Below are 16461 nucleotides of genomic sequence, written 5' to 3' on the forward strand. Positions count from 1 at the left end.
AAAGAAGCCCTTTCGTAACGGTTCCAGACCTTCGAAAGGAGGAGCGGTGATTCAAAGCGCAGCAGAGTGCCGTTTCTATAATGATTTGCCCTCACTGGAGCCCCATGAGCAAATCCAAATCATCAAACGTGTCCACTACGCCAGAGATGGACGCGAAGGATGGCCCGACGGCGTCGCGTCGTCACCACACACCACGCCACCGATTCCTCTGGCGGCCCCTGATGTGGCTCGGCGGCCTGGCCCTTGGCGGCACCGCTGCAGTCGCCTTGCTGCTGGCGCTGGGCCTGGCCATGGCCTACCCCAATCTGCCGGACATCTCGGGCCTGACGGATTACCGCCCCAAGCTGCCGCTGCGCGTCATCTCCTCTGACGGCGTGGTGCTGGCCGAGTTCGGCGAGGAGCGGCGCAACTACCAGCCCATCAAGGTCATCCCCAAGGTGATGCAGGACGCCATTCTTGCCATCGAGGATGCGCGCTTCTACCAGCATGGCGGCGTCGACTATCTGGGCGTGATCCGCGCCGGCCTGGCCAACGTGGGCGAGGCGCGCAGCCAGGGCGCCTCCACCATCACCATGCAGGTGGCACGCAACTTCTATCTCTCGACCGAGAAGACCATGACGCGCAAGATCTACGAGATCCTGCTGGCGCTCAAGATCGAATCGGCCCTGAGCAAGGAGCAGATCCTCGAGATCTACATGAACCAGATCTTCCTGGGGCACAAGGCCTACGGCTTTGCGGCCGCCAGCGAGGTCTACTTCGGCAAGCCGCTCAAGGACATCACCGTGGCCGAGGCCGCCATGCTGGCCGGCCTGCCCAAGGCGCCGTCGGCCTACAACCCCATCAACAATCCGCGCCGCGCCAAGATCCGCCAGCAGTACATCATCGATCGCATGCTGGAGAACGGCTACATCACCGAGGAACAGCACGCCCAGGCCAAGAGCGAGGTGCTGCGCTATCGCTCGCTCAGCGACACCACCAGCCATGCCGAGTACGTGGCCGAGGCCGCACGCCAGCTGATCTTCAGCCAGTACGGCGACGAGGCCTACAGCCGCGGACTGGACGTCTACCTGACCCTGCGCCATGACGAGCAGATGGTGGCCTACCGCGCACTTCGCCGGGGCATCATGGACTTCGAGCGTCGCCAGGTCTACCGCGGCCCCGAGGCCTATATCGACCTGCCGGCCGACCCCAAGGACATGGACGTGCGCATCGCCGAAGCGCTGGCCGACCATCCGGCCAACGACGAGCTGCTGGCCGCCGCCGTGCTCGAGGCGGACCCCAAGAAAGTGGTGGCCGTGCTGCAGAGCGGCGAAAGCCTGACCATCACCGGCGAAGGCCTCAAGCCGGCCACCTCCGGCCTGTCGGAGCGCGGCAACCCCAAGACCCGCATCCGCCGCGGCGCCATCATCCGCGTGCTGAAGCTGCCCAAGGGAGACTGGAGCATCACCCAGCTGCCCGAAGTCGAAGGGGCCTTCGTCGCCATGGACCCGCGGGACGGGCGCATCCACGCCATGGTCGGCGGCTTCGACTACAACAAGAACAAGTTCAACCATGTCACCCAGGCCTGGCGCCAGCCGGGATCCAGCTTCAAGCCCTTCATCTACTCGGCGGCCCTCGAGAAGGGCTTCACGCCCGCGACGGTGGTCAACGACGCCCCGCTCTTCTTCGACGCCACCACCACGGGCAGCCAGCCCTGGGAGCCCAAGAACTATGACGGCACCTTCGACGGCCCCCTGCCCCTGCGCAAGGCGCTGGCCAAGTCGAAGAACATGGTGTCCATCCGCGTGCTGCAGTCCATTGGCGTGCATTACGCGCAGGACTGGATCACCCGCTTCGGCTTCGAGGCCGAGAAGCACCCCGCCTACCTGACCATGGCACTGGGGGCCGGCTCGGTGACCCCCATGCAGATGGCGCAGGGCTATGCCGTTTTCGCCAACGGCGGCTACCGGGTCTCGCCGCAGCTGATCGCCAAGCTGACGGACCACAAGGGCCGCGTGCTGTACGAGGCCCAGCCCCGCCCCCTGGGCGACGACGCCCGGGCGGTGGAGCCCCGCAATGCCTTCCTGATGAGCAGCCTGCTGCAGGAGGTCACGCGCAGCGGCACGGCGGCCAAGGCGCAGGCCCTGCTCAAGCGTCCTGACATCTACGGCAAGACCGGCACGACCAACGACTCCATGGATGCCTGGTTCGCCGGCTATCAGCAGAGCCTGGTCGCGGTGGTGTGGATCGGCTATGACCAGCCGCGCAAACTGGGCGATCGCGAGACCGGTGGCGGCCTGTCCCTGCCAGTCTGGATCGAGTTCATGGGCTTCGCCCTGAAGAACGTCCCCGTGGCCGAGATCCCGCCGCCCGAGGGCGTGGTGCAGGTCAACGGCGAGTGGTTCTATGACGAGTACGCCGGCACCTCGGGCGTCCGCGCCCTGAGCAACGATGCGGGCATTCCGCCCCCCGCGAGTGACGAGGAAAAGAAGAGCATCCTGGACCTGTTCAGGCGCTGAGCGCCGACAGGCCCCTCACAGTGCAAAGGCCGCCCCAGGGCGGCCTTTGTCATGGACCGGATGCCGGCGCCCCAAGCGCCAAGCCCGTTCAGGCCTGAACGGCCTCGAAACGCAGCGTCTGCCCGGCCTGAGCCGAGGCTTCCTCGGACAGCAGGGCATGGAACTCGCGACCGCCCCGCTCCAGCCAGCGCCCGTCCACGTAGCGGAAATGAAAGCCGCCCGCCTTGGCGGCCACCCAGAGCTCCTGGAGGGGCGGCTGCGTGTTGATGATGATCTTGCTGCGATTGGGGAAGCTGAGCTCCAGCAGCCCGCCGGTGCGGTGGGTGTCGATGTCGATTACGTCGCCGTCCAGCCAGGCGTCGATCCGGGACTCGATGCCCTGCAGGATCGCGTCGGTGCGCGCGTGGTAGTCGGCATCATCAAGGGGCGTGGCGGTGAGAGCACTCATGACCGATAAACTTGCAGCTATGAAGACTGATCAAGATGCCAGTTTAGTCGCCATGCCGGGCCGCCTGGCCCGCATGGCCCTGCCGTCGATGCGGTCGCGCCGAGCCGTCATGGCGGCGTCGCTGCTGTGCGCGGTGCTGGGGCTTCCGGGTTGCGGGCAGAAAGGCCCCCTGAGCTTGCCGCCGGCCAAGGCCCCGGCCACGACGCCCGCCGCGGCGCCTGCCACCCAAGCGGCCGCATCCAGCCCCGCGCGCTGAACCAGGACCGTCACACCGCCGGGCGGGGTCTCAGAACCGAAGGCTGCCTGGCAGGTCCCGGTAGGCCGCATCCAGGAACTGCACGGGGCCATAGCAGGCCTGCGCAGAGCCATGGCCATTGTCGGCATCAGTCATCAGCGCCGCCCCGACCAGCGGACCGGCCGCCTCGCCAAAGGCCAGCCGGTAGTCCTCCGCCACGTTGCGGCTGAAGCTGAGCCAGCCGCCCCGCTTGTCATGGCCGGAGCCGATGACGATCTTGCGGATGCGGTCGCTGCGCGGGCTGACCTTGACCGTCCCGGGTGCCGCCTTGGCGTCCCAGACGTACATCAGCGTGGCATAGGGCGGCGCTTCGCCCATGATGGTCTGCGCCAGCTCGAACAGCATGCGATTGCGCAGTGACAGCTGGCCTACATCGCCGTCGAAGGCCAGCACCAGGCTCGCGGGCGCGTCGTCGATGTCGGGATCGTCCACCTCCCGGCTGGATTCGAAGCGATCTATCCACCATTCAAAGCGAACTTCCTGCAACTGCTCGGCGGGCAGATTGAGCCGCCGGCGCAGCAGGCTGGCCGAGCCGCGGGCGTTTGCCTGCACACAGGGCCGGCTGGCCCGCTCGTTCATGCTGTAGTGCGTGCGCGCCTTGCCTGGCAGCTCACGGACTGACCAGTCCTGTGGCAAGGCAGCCATGCCCGCCTCAGGCGCGGTCTGGGCCGGCTCCGAGGCGGGACGATGGGCGCAAGCCACCAGGCTCAACACCCAACCCAACAACAACCATTTCCTGAAGGCGCTCATGTACTGCTCCAGACCCGCTGCAGCCAAGACTAGCTGCTTCGCGTCCCAGCGCCGTGATGCTATGCACAACATCGGTAGACACGATGAAAAAGGGCCCCGAAGGGCCCTGGATTGCGCGAAGAAGTGCGCAGATCAGAAGCGGTGGCGGATGCCCACCGTGTAACCCATGCGCGACTTGGCATTGTTGGGCGTACCGGCGCTGCTGTTCAGGCTGGCGTGGTCACCCGTCAGCGAGGTGCGGTCGATCTCGGCGTACAGGTCGGTGCGCTTGGACAGGGCGTAGTCAGCCACAGCCGACCAGAACGTGGCCTTCAGCTCCAGGGCCGACACGGCGCCAGTCTGCTTGGCGCTGTAGAAGTGCGTACCCAGGTTCAGCTGGGGCGACATCTGGTAGCCCATGCCCAGGGTCCACATCGTGCGCTTCTTGAGGCCCAGCAGGGCGGCGTTGCCACCCAGGGCAGCGTCGTAGCCGGTGCCGCCGTTGTTGAACGATGCCCACAGCAGGGTGCTGGCAATGGTGGCGGCGTCTGCCGCGGTGGGCGTGCCATCCACCTTGTTCTCGCCCCAGCCGGCGTTCAGGTACCAGTCGCCCATCTTGTAGGAGCCGCCGAAGGTCGTGGCCTTGATCTTGGCACCCGAGGCCAGGCGGTAGTCCTGCGCGCCCACGCCAGCGGAGATGCCGTCGGCCGAGTAGCGCACGATGCCGCCGAAGGTACGGCCAGCGCCACCTTCACCTGCCGAGAACTGCAGCTCGCCTCGAATGGGGCCTTGCTCGAACAGGTACTTGACCATGTTGTCGGCACGAGCGCTCAGCGCCAGGCCCACTTCAGGCTTGTAGACGTCGAAATAGGGCGAATAGGGGTAGGAAACGTAGGTGCTGGTGACCAGATCGAACAGCACGTTGTACTGGCGGCCGATGGTCACGCGACCGAAGTCGCTGCTCTGCAGGCCGACCCAGGATTGCATCCAGAAAGGCAGCGGGGCCGGATTGGCCGAGCCGGTGTCCAGATTCAGGCGGTGCTCCAGATTGCCCAGCACCTTCATGCCGCCACCGAGGTCTTCGGTCACGTTGACGCCCAGACGGCTCTGGGAGAAGCCGCCACCCACCACGCGAGTGATGGAGCCGCTGCCGCCCACGCCTTCATTCGTGGTCATGCGCACACCGCCGTCAACGATGCCGTAGAGCGTCACGCTCGACTGGGCGTAAGCAGCGCTCACGCTGGCAGCCAGCAAACCCAGAACCAGAGTAGCCTTCTTCATGAATCTGTCTCCTGCTATAAGAATGAAGAGTCGCATTGGATTCTGTGACAGATGCCCCTGGAGGCCTAGCCGGTTCGTTGCAGGCCACCCACAAGCACTAACCCTGTCGCCGCGGTGACAAGGCTGAATTGGAGCTGACAATCAACGCCATTCCCTGCTGTTCGCCCCCTGTTTGCAGCGGAACGCGCCAATGAAAAAGCCGCCCCGGAGGGCGGCTTGCACGTCGAGCGTGGCGGGCTGCAGTGGCCCGCCAAGGGCTCGATCAGAAGCTGTGGCGCACGCCCACTTCGTAGGCAGAGGACTTCTGGCCAGCGGCAGCAGCCGGAGCACCAGCGATGGCCACCTTGGAGTTGCCCTTGTTGTCGATCTGCGAGTAGGTGGCGTACAGAGCCGTGCGCTTGGACATGTCGTGGACATAGCCGAAGGACAGGATGTTCAGGTCGTCAGCGACCTTGGCCAGGGCCACGGCATCGTTGGCGTTGGAGTGGGCGTAATGCACGCGCACCGAGCCTTCCTTGGTGACGGGCACCTTGGCACCGATCGTGAAGATCGACTGCTTGTAGGCGTCGAACTTGGTGTTGGCCACGGTGGCCATCACGACGGCAGCGCCGAAATCATAGGAAGCGCCCAGCACGGACAGCTTGTACTTGCTGCCCTTGGCGTCGGTCTGCGCATAGGCGCCGGCGACGTTCAGTTCCTTGTCCTTGTAGCCCAGGCGAGCCGAGGTGTACTTCTTGCCATCGGTGCCTTCGCCGGCGCCCAGCTCGAAGGTGCCGTAGATGCCACCCAGGTTCTCGGGCAGGCTGTAGGCGACCTGGTTGTCCGAACGGTTCAGCGTGTCAGCACCGCTGCCCAGGGCCGAGTAGGCCTTGGTGATTTCGCCGATGCCGGTGGTCTCGAAGGGCGTGAAGCCGTCGATGGCCAGGCGGGCAGCGACCTTGTGGCGGCCGATGCGCAGCTCACCCATGTCGGCGGAGCTCAGGCTCACGGTGGCACGGCGGCCCCAGAAGCGGCTGCCGTCAGCGGCGCCGGTGTCGGGGTTCAGGGCGGACTCCAGCCAGAAGCCGGCCTTCAGGCCACCACCGAGGTCTTCCGTGCCACGCACGCCCAGACGGCTGGCGTTCAGGCCGTCGGTACCGACTTGCTTGATGCTGGCGCTGCCAGACTTGGCCGAGCGCACGTTGGCGTCGATCACGCCGAACAGGGTCACGGAAGATTGGGCCGCAGCGGCACCAGCGAAGGCGGCCAGCACGGCTCCCACCAGGACAGTCTTTTTCATTTGTAGCTCCGAAAGAGTCATCAGGGGTCAGGCAACCATGACGATCTGAGGCTTTCGCGCAGCAGGCCGCATGGAAGTTGGCGTGATTGAACCAAAGGTTTTCCCTGATGCGCCACCTGGAAATCATGACAGTTTGTCATCCGTTGTCGCGTGGCAACGACGATCAAACATTTGCTTATGTTCATATGACCGTCACGAACCAAGACAAGGACGCCGGCGGGGATTTGCGCCAGATGCCCTGCAAGACGTCGGCAACTGCAGGCATTCCCAAGCCTATTTACACTTCCGGCTTCCCGCTCCCTGCCCTGCCATGTCACCTCACCTCGACTTCAAGGACCGCCTGCTGTCCGCCGCTGGCCACAGCCTGCTGACCGTTTTCGGCCGCCCCGCCGCGGGCCGTCCCAGTCCGGCACACAGCCCGGCCGCGGAGCTGGACGAGGCCCAGCGTCAGCTGGCCGGGGCCCTGATGCGGGTGAACCATGTCGGCGAAGTCTGTGCGCAGGCGCTCTACCAGTCGCAGGCCCTGCTGTCGCGGGAGGACTCGCTGCGCCGTCAGCTGGAGGCCGCCGCCGCAGAAGAGATCGACCACCTCGCCTGGACGCGCGCGCGCCTGGACGAGCTCCAGGACCGCCCCAGCCTGCTGAATCCACTCTGGTATGGCGGCGCCTTTGCCCTGGGCAGCCTGGCCGGGCTGATGGGAGACCGCATCAGCCTGGGCTTTCTGGTCGAGACCGAGCGCCAGGTGGAGCAGCATCTGGCCTCGCATCTGGATCGCCTGCCGGCCGAGGACCTGCGCTCCCGCGAGATCGTGGATCGCATGAAAGAGGACGAGGCCGCACATGCGCAGCATGCCCTGGACGCCGGTGCGACCGAACTGCCGCCGCCGGTGCCCGGCCTGATGCGCCTGGCCGCCCGCGTGATGACCACGGTGGCGCACCGGCTCTGAGGCCGTGGCGCCTGTCCGGCGCGCGTCAGGCCTCGACGATCTCCACCGAGGTGGTGATGGCAGCCGTCTTGGCCAGCATGATGCTCGCCGAGCAGTATTTCTCGTGGGACAGGGCCACGGCGCGCTCCACCGCGGCGCGGTCCAGCGCCTTGCCGCTCACCACGAAATGCATGTGGATGCCGGTGAAGACCTTCGGATCCGTGGCGGCACGCTCCGCCTTGAGCTGGACCTGACAGCCGCGCACGTCATGGCGGCCGCGCTTGAGGATGAGCACCACATCGTAGGCGGTGCAGCCCCCCGTGCCGGCCAGCACCGTCTCCATGGGGCGCGGGGCCAGGTTGTGGCCGCCACCTTCGGGCGCGCCGTCCATGGCCAGCATGTGGCCGCTGCCGGTCTGGGCGACGAAGCTCATGCCGTCCACGCCCATCCAATTGATCGTGCATTCCATGGCGCGCATTGTGGGCCCAATTCGAAATCCGCGTCGCCGCCTGCCGGCCGCCGCGCTGGCGGTGGCTCACGAAGAAAATTCGCAGGATTTCACGCCCATCGCCCAACTAGAGATGCCGCTCCAATGCCAGGGCGCTTTTGATATTGCACCGCAGCATCACGCAACATAGAATCAATTTCATTGGGGATGACGAAGGCGCAAACGTATGCGCACTCGTTTTGTGCATTGAATTGCACCACTCTGGCCCCTGTCCTTTGTCTCCTCCACCGCCTCCATGGTGGATTCAACCCGAAGCTGCAAGGCTTCGGGTTTTTTTTGCCCGCACGGGCGGCGGGGCAGCATTCGTGCACCGTCTCAGGGCACTTGCTCAAGGGCGACATCTCGGGCCGACAGCCCCCGCCGCCGCCAGGAGGCCGCCGCTTATGATGCAGTGCCGCAACACCCGCATTGGAGTTCGCAGATGGCTGGCCAGGTTCGCAAGCGCCGCTCCCCGTCCACCCCGCCGCAGTCGCCCGCCCTGATTACGGCCGGCAACAGCTATCTGCAACGAATTCTGAACGCCAAGGTCTACGACGTCGCCATCGAGACGCCGCTGGACGCCGCCCGCAACCTCTCGCGCCGCGTCGGCAACAAGGTCTACCTGAAGCGCGAGGATCAGCAGCCGGTCTTCAGCTTCAAGCTGCGGGGCGCCTACAACAAGATGGCCCATCTGGCGCCTGAGCAGCTCAAGCGCGGCGTCATCTGCGCCTCCGCCGGAAACCATGCCCAGGGCGTGGCCCTGTCGGCCCGCAAGCTGGGCTGCCGCGCGGTGATCGTGATGCCCACCACCACGCCCTCGGTCAAGATCAACGCGGTCCAGGCCCTGGGCGGCGAGGTCGTGCTGCACGGCGAGAGCTTCTCCGATGCCTATCTTCACGCCCTGGAGCTGGAGCAGGCGCAGGGCCTGTGCTTCGTCCATCCCTTCGACGATCCAGACGTCATTGCCGGCCAGGGCACCATCGCGATGGAGATCCTGCGCCAGCACGAGGGCCGCATTGATGCCATCTTCGTGGCCATCGGCGGCGGCGGCCTGATCTCGGGCGTGGCGGCCTACATCAAGGCCGTGCGGCCGGACATCAAGGTCATCGGCGTGCAGACCCGCGACTCCGATGCCATGGTGCGCTCCGTGCGCGCCGGCAAGCGCGTGCAGCTCAGCGATGTCGGCCTGTTCTCCGATGGCACCGCCGTCAAGCTCGTCGGCGAGGAGACCTTCCGCATCACCCGCGAGCTGGTGGACGACTTCGTGGTCGTTGACACCGACGCCGTCTGCGCCGCCATCAAGGACGTCTTCGAGGACACACGCAGCATCCTGGAACCCGCTGGCGCATTGGGCGTGGCCGCGGTCAAGCAGTACTGCGCTGCGCAGGGCGTCAAGGGCCAGACATTCGTGGCCATCACCTGCGGCGCCAACATGAATTTCGACCGCCTGCGCTTCGTCGCCGAGCGGGCCGAGGTGGGCGAGCAGCGCGAAGCCGTCTTCGCGGTCACCATCCCCGAGGAACGCGGCAGCTTCAAGCGTTTCTGCGAGCTGCTGGGGCCGCGCAACGTCACCGAGTTCAACTACCGCATCTCTGACAGCCAGCAGGCGCATGTCTTCGTGGGTGTCTCCACGCAAAAGCGCGAGGAAGCGCAGAAGGTGATCCGCCAGCTGAGCCGCCAGGGCTACGAGACCGTGGACCTGACGGATGACGAGCTGGCCAAGCAGCACGTTCGCCACATGGTGGGTGGCCGCAGCGAGCTGGCCGAGAACGAGCGCCTGTTCCGCTTCATCTTCCCGGAACGGCCGGGCGCGCTGATGAAGTTCCTCTCCAGCATGCACCCGGACTGGAACATCAGCCTCTTCCACTACCGCAACCAGGGCGCGGACTATGGCCGCATCCTGGTCGGCATCCAGGTGCCGCGCCGGGACAACGCCGCCTTCAAGCGCTTCCTGGACTCGCTGAACTACCCCTTCGTGGAAGAAACGGACAACCCGGTCTACCGGCTGTTCCTGCGCTGAGCGCCACAGCGGGGAAGTTCGCGGAGGCAAGGCGGTCGGCTTGACGCACAATCCGGGCCAGCGGCGCCAGTCGCCGGCCCGTCAGCGTCCATGTCCATCCACCAGTCCCTGATCTCCCCGACAGCCAACCCCGAGCTGCGCCGCGCGCTGAGCGAGCGCCTGCAGCGCCGTGCTGCCCTGGCCGGCGGCCTGGGCGAACTGGAGCCGCTGGCCATCCGCCTGGGGCTGATCCAGGACAGCCTGACGCCCCGCTTCCGCGATCCGACCCTGGCCCTCTTCGTGGCCGACCATGGCCTGGCCGTCGACGGCCTGCCGCTCATGTGGGGCCGGACCACCAAGGCGCATGCCGACCTGCTCCTGCACAACCGCCTGCCCAGCAGCGTGCTGGCACGCACGCAGGGCCTGCAGCTGTCGGTGGTGGACTGCGGCATCGCCGACGAGATGCAGCCCAATCCCCGACTGCAGTCACGCAAGATCGCCCACGGCACGCGCAACTGCCGGCTGGGCCCGGCCATGAGCCTGGAGCATGCCCATGCCGCCGTGCGCGTGGGCATGGAAATCGCCGACAAGTTCAGCGGCAATGTGCTGATCTGCGCCGGCCTGGGCCAGGGCGCCTTCGAATCCAGCGCCCTGGTGATGTCACGCCTGTGCGACCTGCCGGTGAAGGATTTCATCGTGTCCGGCCCGGACATGCGCCAGGACCAGCTCGATCCACTGCTGAGCCTGCTGCTGGCCTGCCAGGCGCGGCACCGCGAGGTCGTCGACCCCATGGACGTTCTGGCGGCCTTCGGCGGCTTCGAGACCGCCGTGATGGTGGGCGCCATGCTGGTGGCGGCCAGCAAGAGGCACCTGATCATCGTCGACGGCCTGCCGGCCTGCGCCGCGCTCAAGGCCGCCTCCATGATCGCCGCGCCCGTCACCGACTACGCGGTCTTCTGCCGCAGCCACACGCACCATGGCATCGATCAGGCGCTGGCGCAGTTCCACGCGGCAGCGCTGCTGGAGCTGGGCCTGGACAGCGCCGATGGCTGCGGCGCCCTGCTCGCCTGGCCCATGCTGCGTTCGGCCGCGGCCCTGCTGACCGACCTGCACGATTCCGCCGACACGCTGATGCCGCCCCCCGCACCGCCGTCGGTCCGGGTCTCGGGCCCGGGGCGCCTCAGCAGCCGGCCCGGCCTGCTGGGCCTGCCGGGCGACACCGACCCCTGACCTGCGCCTGCGCAATGAAAAAGGCCGCCCGAGGCGGCCTTTTTCTGTCCCTGTTCCTGCTCAGCGCAGCGGCAGGCTGTTGGGCCCCGGCTGCGGCGGCGGGACCTGGTTGGGTTGCGGCGGCATGGCGGCGTGCGGGCGCGTCGGCGGCAGGGCCGCAGGCGGCATGACGCCGGGCACCACGCCGGGGTCCTGCTGGACCCCCATGGGCGGCGCGAGGGGGGCCGCGGCCGGTGCCATCGGTGCCGACAGGGCGTAGGTCGCCGGCGGCTGCGTGTTCATGGGCACACCCTGGGCCGGCAGCAGGGGCGCCAGCGTCAGGGTGAAGGCGGGCTGGCCTGGACGACCGATGCTCACCGAATTGCCCTGGATGGACAGCAGCTGGCGTTCGCCATCGACCAGCGCGCCCACGCGCACGGTGCGTGGCGGGCCGCCGTCCACGGAGATCAGGGCCACGCCCTCCTGCTCATGGCCGTCGACACGCTTGGGCGCCACCAGGCCCATCAGCTTGAAGCGGCTCTCGTCGGGCGAGGGCGCTGCCTCGGCCTGCGCCGGCGTAGCGCCGAGCAGGCGGCTGAGGTCCGAACGCGGAGCCGCGGTGTCGGCAACCGCCACGGTCTGGGCCGGCGCGGCGGGCGAGCGCAGCCCCAGAGCCATACCCCAATAGACGATGGCCAGACCCAGCAGGGCCCAGACAAGAAAGGCACTCAATCGAGCAATCATGCGGCGATTATGATTCAGCGCTGTAGTGCCGCCATGGCCCCCGGGTAAACCATGCCCAGGGGCTTCGTCCAATTCTTTGTGGCTCCTGTCGTCATGCAATCCCTTCGCGTCCGTTCCTACCGTGCCGGCCAAGTGCGCGGCTTTACCCTGATCGAAATCATGGTGGTGCTGGTCATCATCGGTGTGCTCGCCGCCATGATCGGCCCCACGGTGCTGAACCGCGTGGGCGAGGCCAAGACCACGGCCGCGCGCGGGGACATCAGCGCCATCATGCAGGCCCTGAAGCTGTACAAACTCGACAACGGTCGCTACCCCACGGCCGAACAAGGCCTGCAGGCCCTGGTGCAGAAGCCCAGCAGCGGTCCCGTGCCCAGCAACTGGAAGAGCTACCTCGAGAAGCTGCCCAAGGATCCCTGGGGTGGCGACTACCAGTACGCCTATCCCGGCGTGAAGGGCGAGATCGACGTCTTCAGCTACGGCGCTGACAAGAAGCCCGGCGGCGAGGGCGACGACGCCGACGTCGGCTCCTGGCAGTAAGCCCGCCGCAGGCCCTTCCCATGCGCGCCAGCCGCCAGCGCGGCTTCACCATGATCGAGATCCTGGTGGTGATGCTCATCGTCGCCATCGCCTCCGTCTCCGTCACCCTCGCCCTGCGCGACAGCAGCCAGACCCAGGTGGAACGCGAGGCCGAGCGCCTGGCGGCCCTGCTGGAATCGGCGCGGGCCGAGGCGCGTGTGGCCGGGCTCCCCGTCCGCTGGCGCCCGGTGGAGGACGCCAGTGGCAGCGGTTTCCGCTTCGAGGGCCTGCCGGAGCGCATCCAGCTGCCGCGGCAGTGGCTGGGCGAGGATATGCATGCCGAGATCGAGGGTGCGCAGAGCCTGCTGCTCGGGCCCGAGCCCCTCATCCCGGCGCAGGCGCTGCGCCTGCGTCATGGCAACTACAGCGTGCGCATCAGCAGTGACGGCCTGTCGGCCTTCGCGGTGCAGCCCGCGACCCAGGAGCCCTGATGAATCACCGGGCTTCCGCACGCCGCCTCTTGCGCGGCTTCACGCTGATCGAGGCGCTGGTCGCGCTGGCCATCGTGGCCGTCACGCTGGCGGCCGGCCTCAAGGCTGCGGGCGCACTGAGCAACCATGCGGCGCGGCTGGCCCAGATGACCTCCGCCCAGTGGTGCGCTGAAAACCAGCTGACCGAGCTGCGCCTCTCGGGCCAGTTCCCCGACATCGGCGAGACCGACTTCCAATGCCAGCAGCTGGGCCAGAACTACACCGGGCACATGCTGGTGCGAGCCACACCCAACCCCAACTTCCGCCGTGTCGACACCCAGATGCGCGACGAGCAGGGCCAGGGCCTGCTGAGCATCACCACCATCATGGGGCGCAACTGATGCACGCACACCGCCGCATCCGCAAGGGCTTCACCCTGATCGAGGTGATGGTCGCCCTCGTCGTGCTGTCCGTGATGGCGCTGATGGGCTGGCGCGGCATCGAGGCCATGCTGCGCACCCGCGAGATCGCGCAGGCCAACCTCGAGTCCACGGCCCGCCTGCAGACGGTGCTGTCCCAGTGGGAGCAGGACCTTCTGCAGCTCGAGGAAGGCCGCGACAGTGGCATCGATGCCCTGAGCTTCGACGGCGCCACCCTGCGCATCACCCGCCATCGCCCCGAGGGCCTGCAGCTGGTGGCCTGGGGCGTGCGCGAGGGCAGTCTCTACCGCTGGGAATCACGCGTCGCCCGCACCCGCAGTGAATTGCGGATAGCCTGGGCCCAGAGCCAGCAGGCCCTGGTGCTGGACGGGCGACGGCTCAAGGCCCTCGATGGGGTGCAGGGCTGGCAGATGTACTTCTTCCGGGGCAACAGCTGGAGCAATGCGCAGTCCGCCGACGACGTCGAGAAGGACAGCCCGCAGCCGCCCGCCACAGGGGCCGGCAAGGGCACGGGCACCGGCACAGGGAGCAGCCCTGGCACCGGCACCGGCACCGGCACTGGCCAGACCAGCGGCACAGGCTCGGGCACAGGCTCGGGCGGCCAGGGCTCGGAGGCCGGTACCGACAAGGACAAGAACCCCAGCGCCCCCGCTCGCAAGAAGCTGCCCACCGGCGTGCGCATGCAGCTGCAGTTCCAGGACGGCCAGGGCTATGGCGGCCCGCTGCTGCGCCAGGTCATGCTGGGACCGCAGTCATGAGACCCGCCATGAACCCTGCCCTGCCCCGGCAGCGCGGCGCCGCCCTGCTGACGGCACTGCTGCTGGTGACCCTGGTGACCAGCCTCGCGGCTGCCATGATCTGGCGCCAGTACCGCGCCGTGCAGATCGAGACCGCGGACCGGGCCCGCGCCCAGTCCGCCTGGATCCTCCAGGGCGCCCTGGACTGGGCCCGCCTGATCCTGCGGGAGGATGCCCGGGCCAATCAGCGCGAGGCCGTCGACCACCTGGGCGAGGTCTGGGCGGTGCCTCTGGCCGAGGCCCGCCTGTCCACCTTCCTGGCCGCCGACCAGGACGGCAAGAAGCCGCCCGGCGAGGAGGCCGTCGACGGCCCCGAGGCCTTCCTGTCCGGTCAGCTGAGCGATGCCCAGGCTCTCTACAACCTGCGCAACCTGACCCTGGGCGAGCAGGTCCCCGCCGCCGAACTGCGCACCCTGCAGCGCCTGTGCGACAGCGCCGGCGTGCCCTCCGGCACCGCCCAGCTGCTGGCCAAGCAGCTGCGCGCCGCCGCCGGGCTCATCGAGGACAAGAACCAGGCACCGCTGATGCCCAACACCGTGGACGAGCTCAGCTGGCTGGGCCTGGCGCCCGACGTGGTCAAGCGCCTCAAGCCCTTCGTGACCCTGCTGCCGCAGAAGACCCCGGTGAACCTCAATACCGCGCCGCGGGAGGTCATCGCCGCGCTGTTCGAGGGCATGGACCTGGGCAGCGCCGAGCGCATCGTGCGCGACCGCATCAACCAGCCCTTGAAGTCTCAGAACGACATCCAGCGCTACCTGCCCCAGGGCGTGCCGCCGGACGAAAGCCGCGCAGGCGTCGCCTCGGCCTATTTCTTCATCACCGGCACGTTGCGGCTGGACGAGCGGGTGCTGCAAGAGCGTTCCCTGGTCTGGCGCAACGGCCTGGAGATGCGTGTTGTTGCAAGGGAGCGTGTAAACCTGATGTTGCAAGCGCCCTAGCTTCGCCAGAATGCGCGTGCGAGCGCCGTGCCGGAGGACCAGGAGCGACACGGCCGCACGCGTGCGGGCCGCGCCCGCCCCCAAAGTCCCCGGGCTGCCGCACTCCTAGAATGGCCGCCTTTCAAGAGAGACCATGAGTTCGACCCTGCTGATCCTTCTGCCGCCGCGCGCCCGCCTGGGCCGCGCCGCGCACAGCGACGCGCCCCCGCGAGCCGGGCAGGGCGCCGAGCCTATGGAATTCGAGTACCTGCTGAGCACGGACGGCCAGGGCATCACGGCCCAGGGCCGAGCCCTGCCTGACGCGCTGCCCGCCGCGTCGTCCTGCGTCGCGGTGGTCCCCGACGGCGAGCTGAGCTGGCACCAGCTGAAGCTGCCCAAGGCGGCACGTGGCAAGCTGCAGGCGGCCCTCGCCGGCATGCTGGAAGAGCAGCTGCTTGAAGAAGCGGACGAGCTTCACTTCGCCGTCGCCACCCAGGCAGATGCCGACGAACGCTCCTGGGTCTGCGCCTGCCACAAGAGCTGGCTGCAGCAGCATCTCAACGCCCTGGAGCAGGCAGGTCGGCTGGTGGAGCGCGTGCTGCCACTGAGCTGGCCCGGCGAAGCAGCGCGCGCCCATGTGCTGGACCGCCTGGGCGATGCCGAGGCCCAGGATCACGTGCTGAGCCTGATCCTCAGCGATGCCCGCGGCGTCACCCTGCTGCCCCTGGACGGCCCGCTGACCCGCCAGCTGCTGAGCCCCGGTGTGGGCGAGCTGGCCTGGACGGCCTCGCCCGACGCCGTGCAGGCCGCCGAGCGCTGGCTGGGTCACCCTGTGAGCGTGCTGGCCGCCGGTGCTCGCGCCGTGCAGGCCCTGCAGGGCCCCTGGAACCTGCGTCAGTTCGACCTCCTGCCCCGCACGCGCGGCCTGCAGGCACTTCGCCAGTGGGCCCGGCAGCTGATGAGCCCCGCCTGGCGGCCGGCCCGGCTGGGCCTGGTGGGCCTGGTGCTGGTGCAGCTGCTGGCCATGAATGTGCAGGCCTGGCAGCTGAAGAGCCGGCTGCGGGGGGTCCAGGCCGAGATGAGCAGCCTGCTGATGGGCGCGTTCCCGGCGACCCGCGTGGTGCATGACGCCCCCCTGCAGATGCGCCAGGCCGCCGATGCCCTGCGCGCCCGCGCCGGCCTGATCGGCGAGCGTGATTTCGAGGCCCTGCTGAGCGCAGCCGCCACCGCCTGGCCCGCTGACATGCCGCCCGCCGAGGCCCTGAAATTCGAGGACGGCCGCCTGGCCTTCCCCGCCACGAGCTGGAGCCCGGCCCAGATCGAGGCCTTCAAGCGCCAGCTGGCCAGCGAGGGCTGGACCCTGGACAACCAGAACGGCCAGCTGCAGATCAGCCGCCAGCGCGGCACCGCTGCGGGCTCCTGAGCCC

The 16461-nt window shown here is 67.9% G+C and carries 17 protein-coding genes; 11 read left to right on the top strand and 6 right to left on the bottom strand.

Annotated elements, in window-relative coordinates; genetic code table 11:
- Window positions 1–146: 146 nt before the first annotated feature.
- Window positions 147–2498: a penicillin-binding protein 1A gene (locus O9Y01_RS11810; RefSeq protein WP_269632130.1), complete on the top strand. Its 2352-nt coding sequence runs from the start codon at window positions 147–149 to the stop codon at window positions 2496–2498.
- Between the two features lie 88 nt (window positions 2499–2586).
- Here O9Y01_RS11810 and cyaY read toward each other — a convergent pair whose 3' ends face one another.
- A complete protein-coding gene (cyaY, locus tag O9Y01_RS11815; protein WP_269631780.1) occupies window positions 2587–2946 on the bottom strand; it encodes an iron donor protein CyaY in 360 nt (119 codons plus the stop codon).
- An 88-nt stretch (window positions 2947–3034) separates the two neighbouring features.
- Between cyaY and lptM the strand changes: the two genes are divergently transcribed.
- On the top strand, window positions 3035–3202 hold the full coding sequence (gene lptM, locus O9Y01_RS23150) for an LPS translocon maturation chaperone LptM (RefSeq protein ID WP_442952759.1): 168 nt from the start codon (window positions 3035–3037) through the stop codon (window positions 3200–3202).
- 30 nt (window positions 3203–3232) lie between these two features.
- Here lptM and O9Y01_RS11820 read toward each other — a convergent pair whose 3' ends face one another.
- The 3 genes from O9Y01_RS11820 to O9Y01_RS11830 all read right to left on the bottom strand — a co-directional run bounded on the left by O9Y01_RS11820 (window position 3233) and on the right by O9Y01_RS11830 (window position 6530).
- Entirely contained in the window at window positions 3233–3886 is a 654-nt protein-coding gene (locus O9Y01_RS11820; protein WP_269631781.1) for a DUF3047 domain-containing protein, read from the bottom strand.
- A 237-nt stretch (window positions 3887–4123) separates the two neighbouring features.
- On the bottom strand, window positions 4124–5251 hold the full coding sequence (locus O9Y01_RS11825; RefSeq protein WP_269631782.1) for a porin: 1128 nt from the start codon (window positions 5249–5251) through the stop codon (window positions 4124–4126).
- A gap of 262 nt (window positions 5252–5513) precedes the next feature.
- Window positions 5514–6530 (bottom strand): porin, encoded by a 1017-nt coding sequence (locus tag O9Y01_RS11830; RefSeq protein ID WP_269631783.1) that lies wholly within the window; start codon window positions 6528–6530, stop codon window positions 5514–5516.
- 310 nt (window positions 6531–6840) lie between these two features.
- Here O9Y01_RS11830 and coq7 point away from each other — a divergent pair, with 310 nt between their 5' ends.
- Entirely contained in the window at window positions 6841–7476 is a 636-nt protein-coding gene (gene coq7 / locus O9Y01_RS11835) for a 2-polyprenyl-3-methyl-6-methoxy-1,4-benzoquinone monooxygenase (protein WP_269631784.1), read from the top strand.
- Between the two features lie 25 nt (window positions 7477–7501).
- Here the strand turns inward: coq7 and O9Y01_RS11840 are convergent, their stop codons facing one another.
- On the bottom strand, window positions 7502–7924 hold the full coding sequence (locus O9Y01_RS11840) for an OsmC family protein (protein WP_269631785.1): 423 nt from the start codon (window positions 7922–7924) through the stop codon (window positions 7502–7504).
- A 460-nt stretch (window positions 7925–8384) separates the two neighbouring features.
- Between O9Y01_RS11840 and ilvA the strand changes: the two genes are divergently transcribed.
- Together ilvA and O9Y01_RS11850 are read left to right on the top strand one after the other, a co-directional pair.
- Entirely contained in the window at window positions 8385–9962 is a 1578-nt protein-coding gene (ilvA, locus tag O9Y01_RS11845) for a threonine ammonia-lyase, biosynthetic (protein WP_269631786.1), read from the top strand.
- A gap of 90 nt (window positions 9963–10052) precedes the next feature.
- A complete protein-coding gene (locus O9Y01_RS11850; protein WP_269631787.1) occupies window positions 10053–11171 on the top strand; it encodes a nicotinate-nucleotide--dimethylbenzimidazole phosphoribosyltransferase in 1119 nt (372 codons plus the stop codon).
- 60 nt (window positions 11172–11231) lie between these two features.
- Here O9Y01_RS11850 and O9Y01_RS11855 read toward each other — a convergent pair whose 3' ends face one another.
- Complete coding sequence (locus tag O9Y01_RS11855) at window positions 11232–11882, bottom strand: hypothetical protein (RefSeq protein WP_269631788.1); 651 nt, start codon at window positions 11880–11882, stop codon at window positions 11232–11234.
- A 105-nt stretch (window positions 11883–11987) separates the two neighbouring features.
- Here O9Y01_RS11855 and gspG point away from each other — a divergent pair, with 105 nt between their 5' ends.
- The 6 genes from gspG to gspL all read left to right on the top strand — a co-directional run bounded on the left by gspG (window position 11988) and on the right by gspL (window position 16457).
- Window positions 11988–12431: a type II secretion system major pseudopilin GspG gene (gene gspG, locus O9Y01_RS11860; protein ID WP_269631789.1), complete on the top strand. Its 444-nt coding sequence runs from the start codon at window positions 11988–11990 to the stop codon at window positions 12429–12431.
- A gap of 20 nt (window positions 12432–12451) precedes the next feature.
- Window positions 12452–12901: a GspH/FimT family pseudopilin gene (locus O9Y01_RS11865; protein ID WP_269631790.1), complete on the top strand. Its 450-nt coding sequence runs from the start codon at window positions 12452–12454 to the stop codon at window positions 12899–12901.
- Entirely contained in the window at window positions 12901–13281 is a 381-nt protein-coding gene (gene gspI, locus O9Y01_RS11870; RefSeq protein ID WP_269631791.1) for a type II secretion system minor pseudopilin GspI, read from the top strand. Before O9Y01_RS11865 ends, gspI begins: the two co-directional genes overlap by 1 nt.
- Complete coding sequence (locus O9Y01_RS11875) at window positions 13281–14078, top strand: PulJ/GspJ family protein (RefSeq protein ID WP_269631792.1); 798 nt, start codon at window positions 13281–13283, stop codon at window positions 14076–14078. The genes gspI and O9Y01_RS11875 overlap by 1 nt, the downstream gene beginning before the upstream one ends.
- 8 nt (window positions 14079–14086) lie before the next feature.
- Complete coding sequence (gene gspK, locus O9Y01_RS11880; RefSeq protein WP_269631793.1) at window positions 14087–15055, top strand: type II secretion system minor pseudopilin GspK; 969 nt, start codon at window positions 14087–14089, stop codon at window positions 15053–15055.
- A gap of 133 nt (window positions 15056–15188) precedes the next feature.
- Window positions 15189–16457, top strand: coding sequence for a type II secretion system protein GspL (gene gspL / locus O9Y01_RS11885; RefSeq protein WP_269631794.1), 1269 nt, complete (start codon window positions 15189–15191; stop codon window positions 16455–16457).
- The last annotated feature ends 4 nt before the right edge of the window (window positions 16458–16461 follow it).

The sequence above is a fragment of the Pelomonas sp. BJYL3 genome, assembly GCF_027257975.1.
Taxonomy (GTDB): domain Bacteria; phylum Pseudomonadota; class Gammaproteobacteria; order Burkholderiales; family Burkholderiaceae_C; genus Roseateles_B; species Roseateles_B flavus.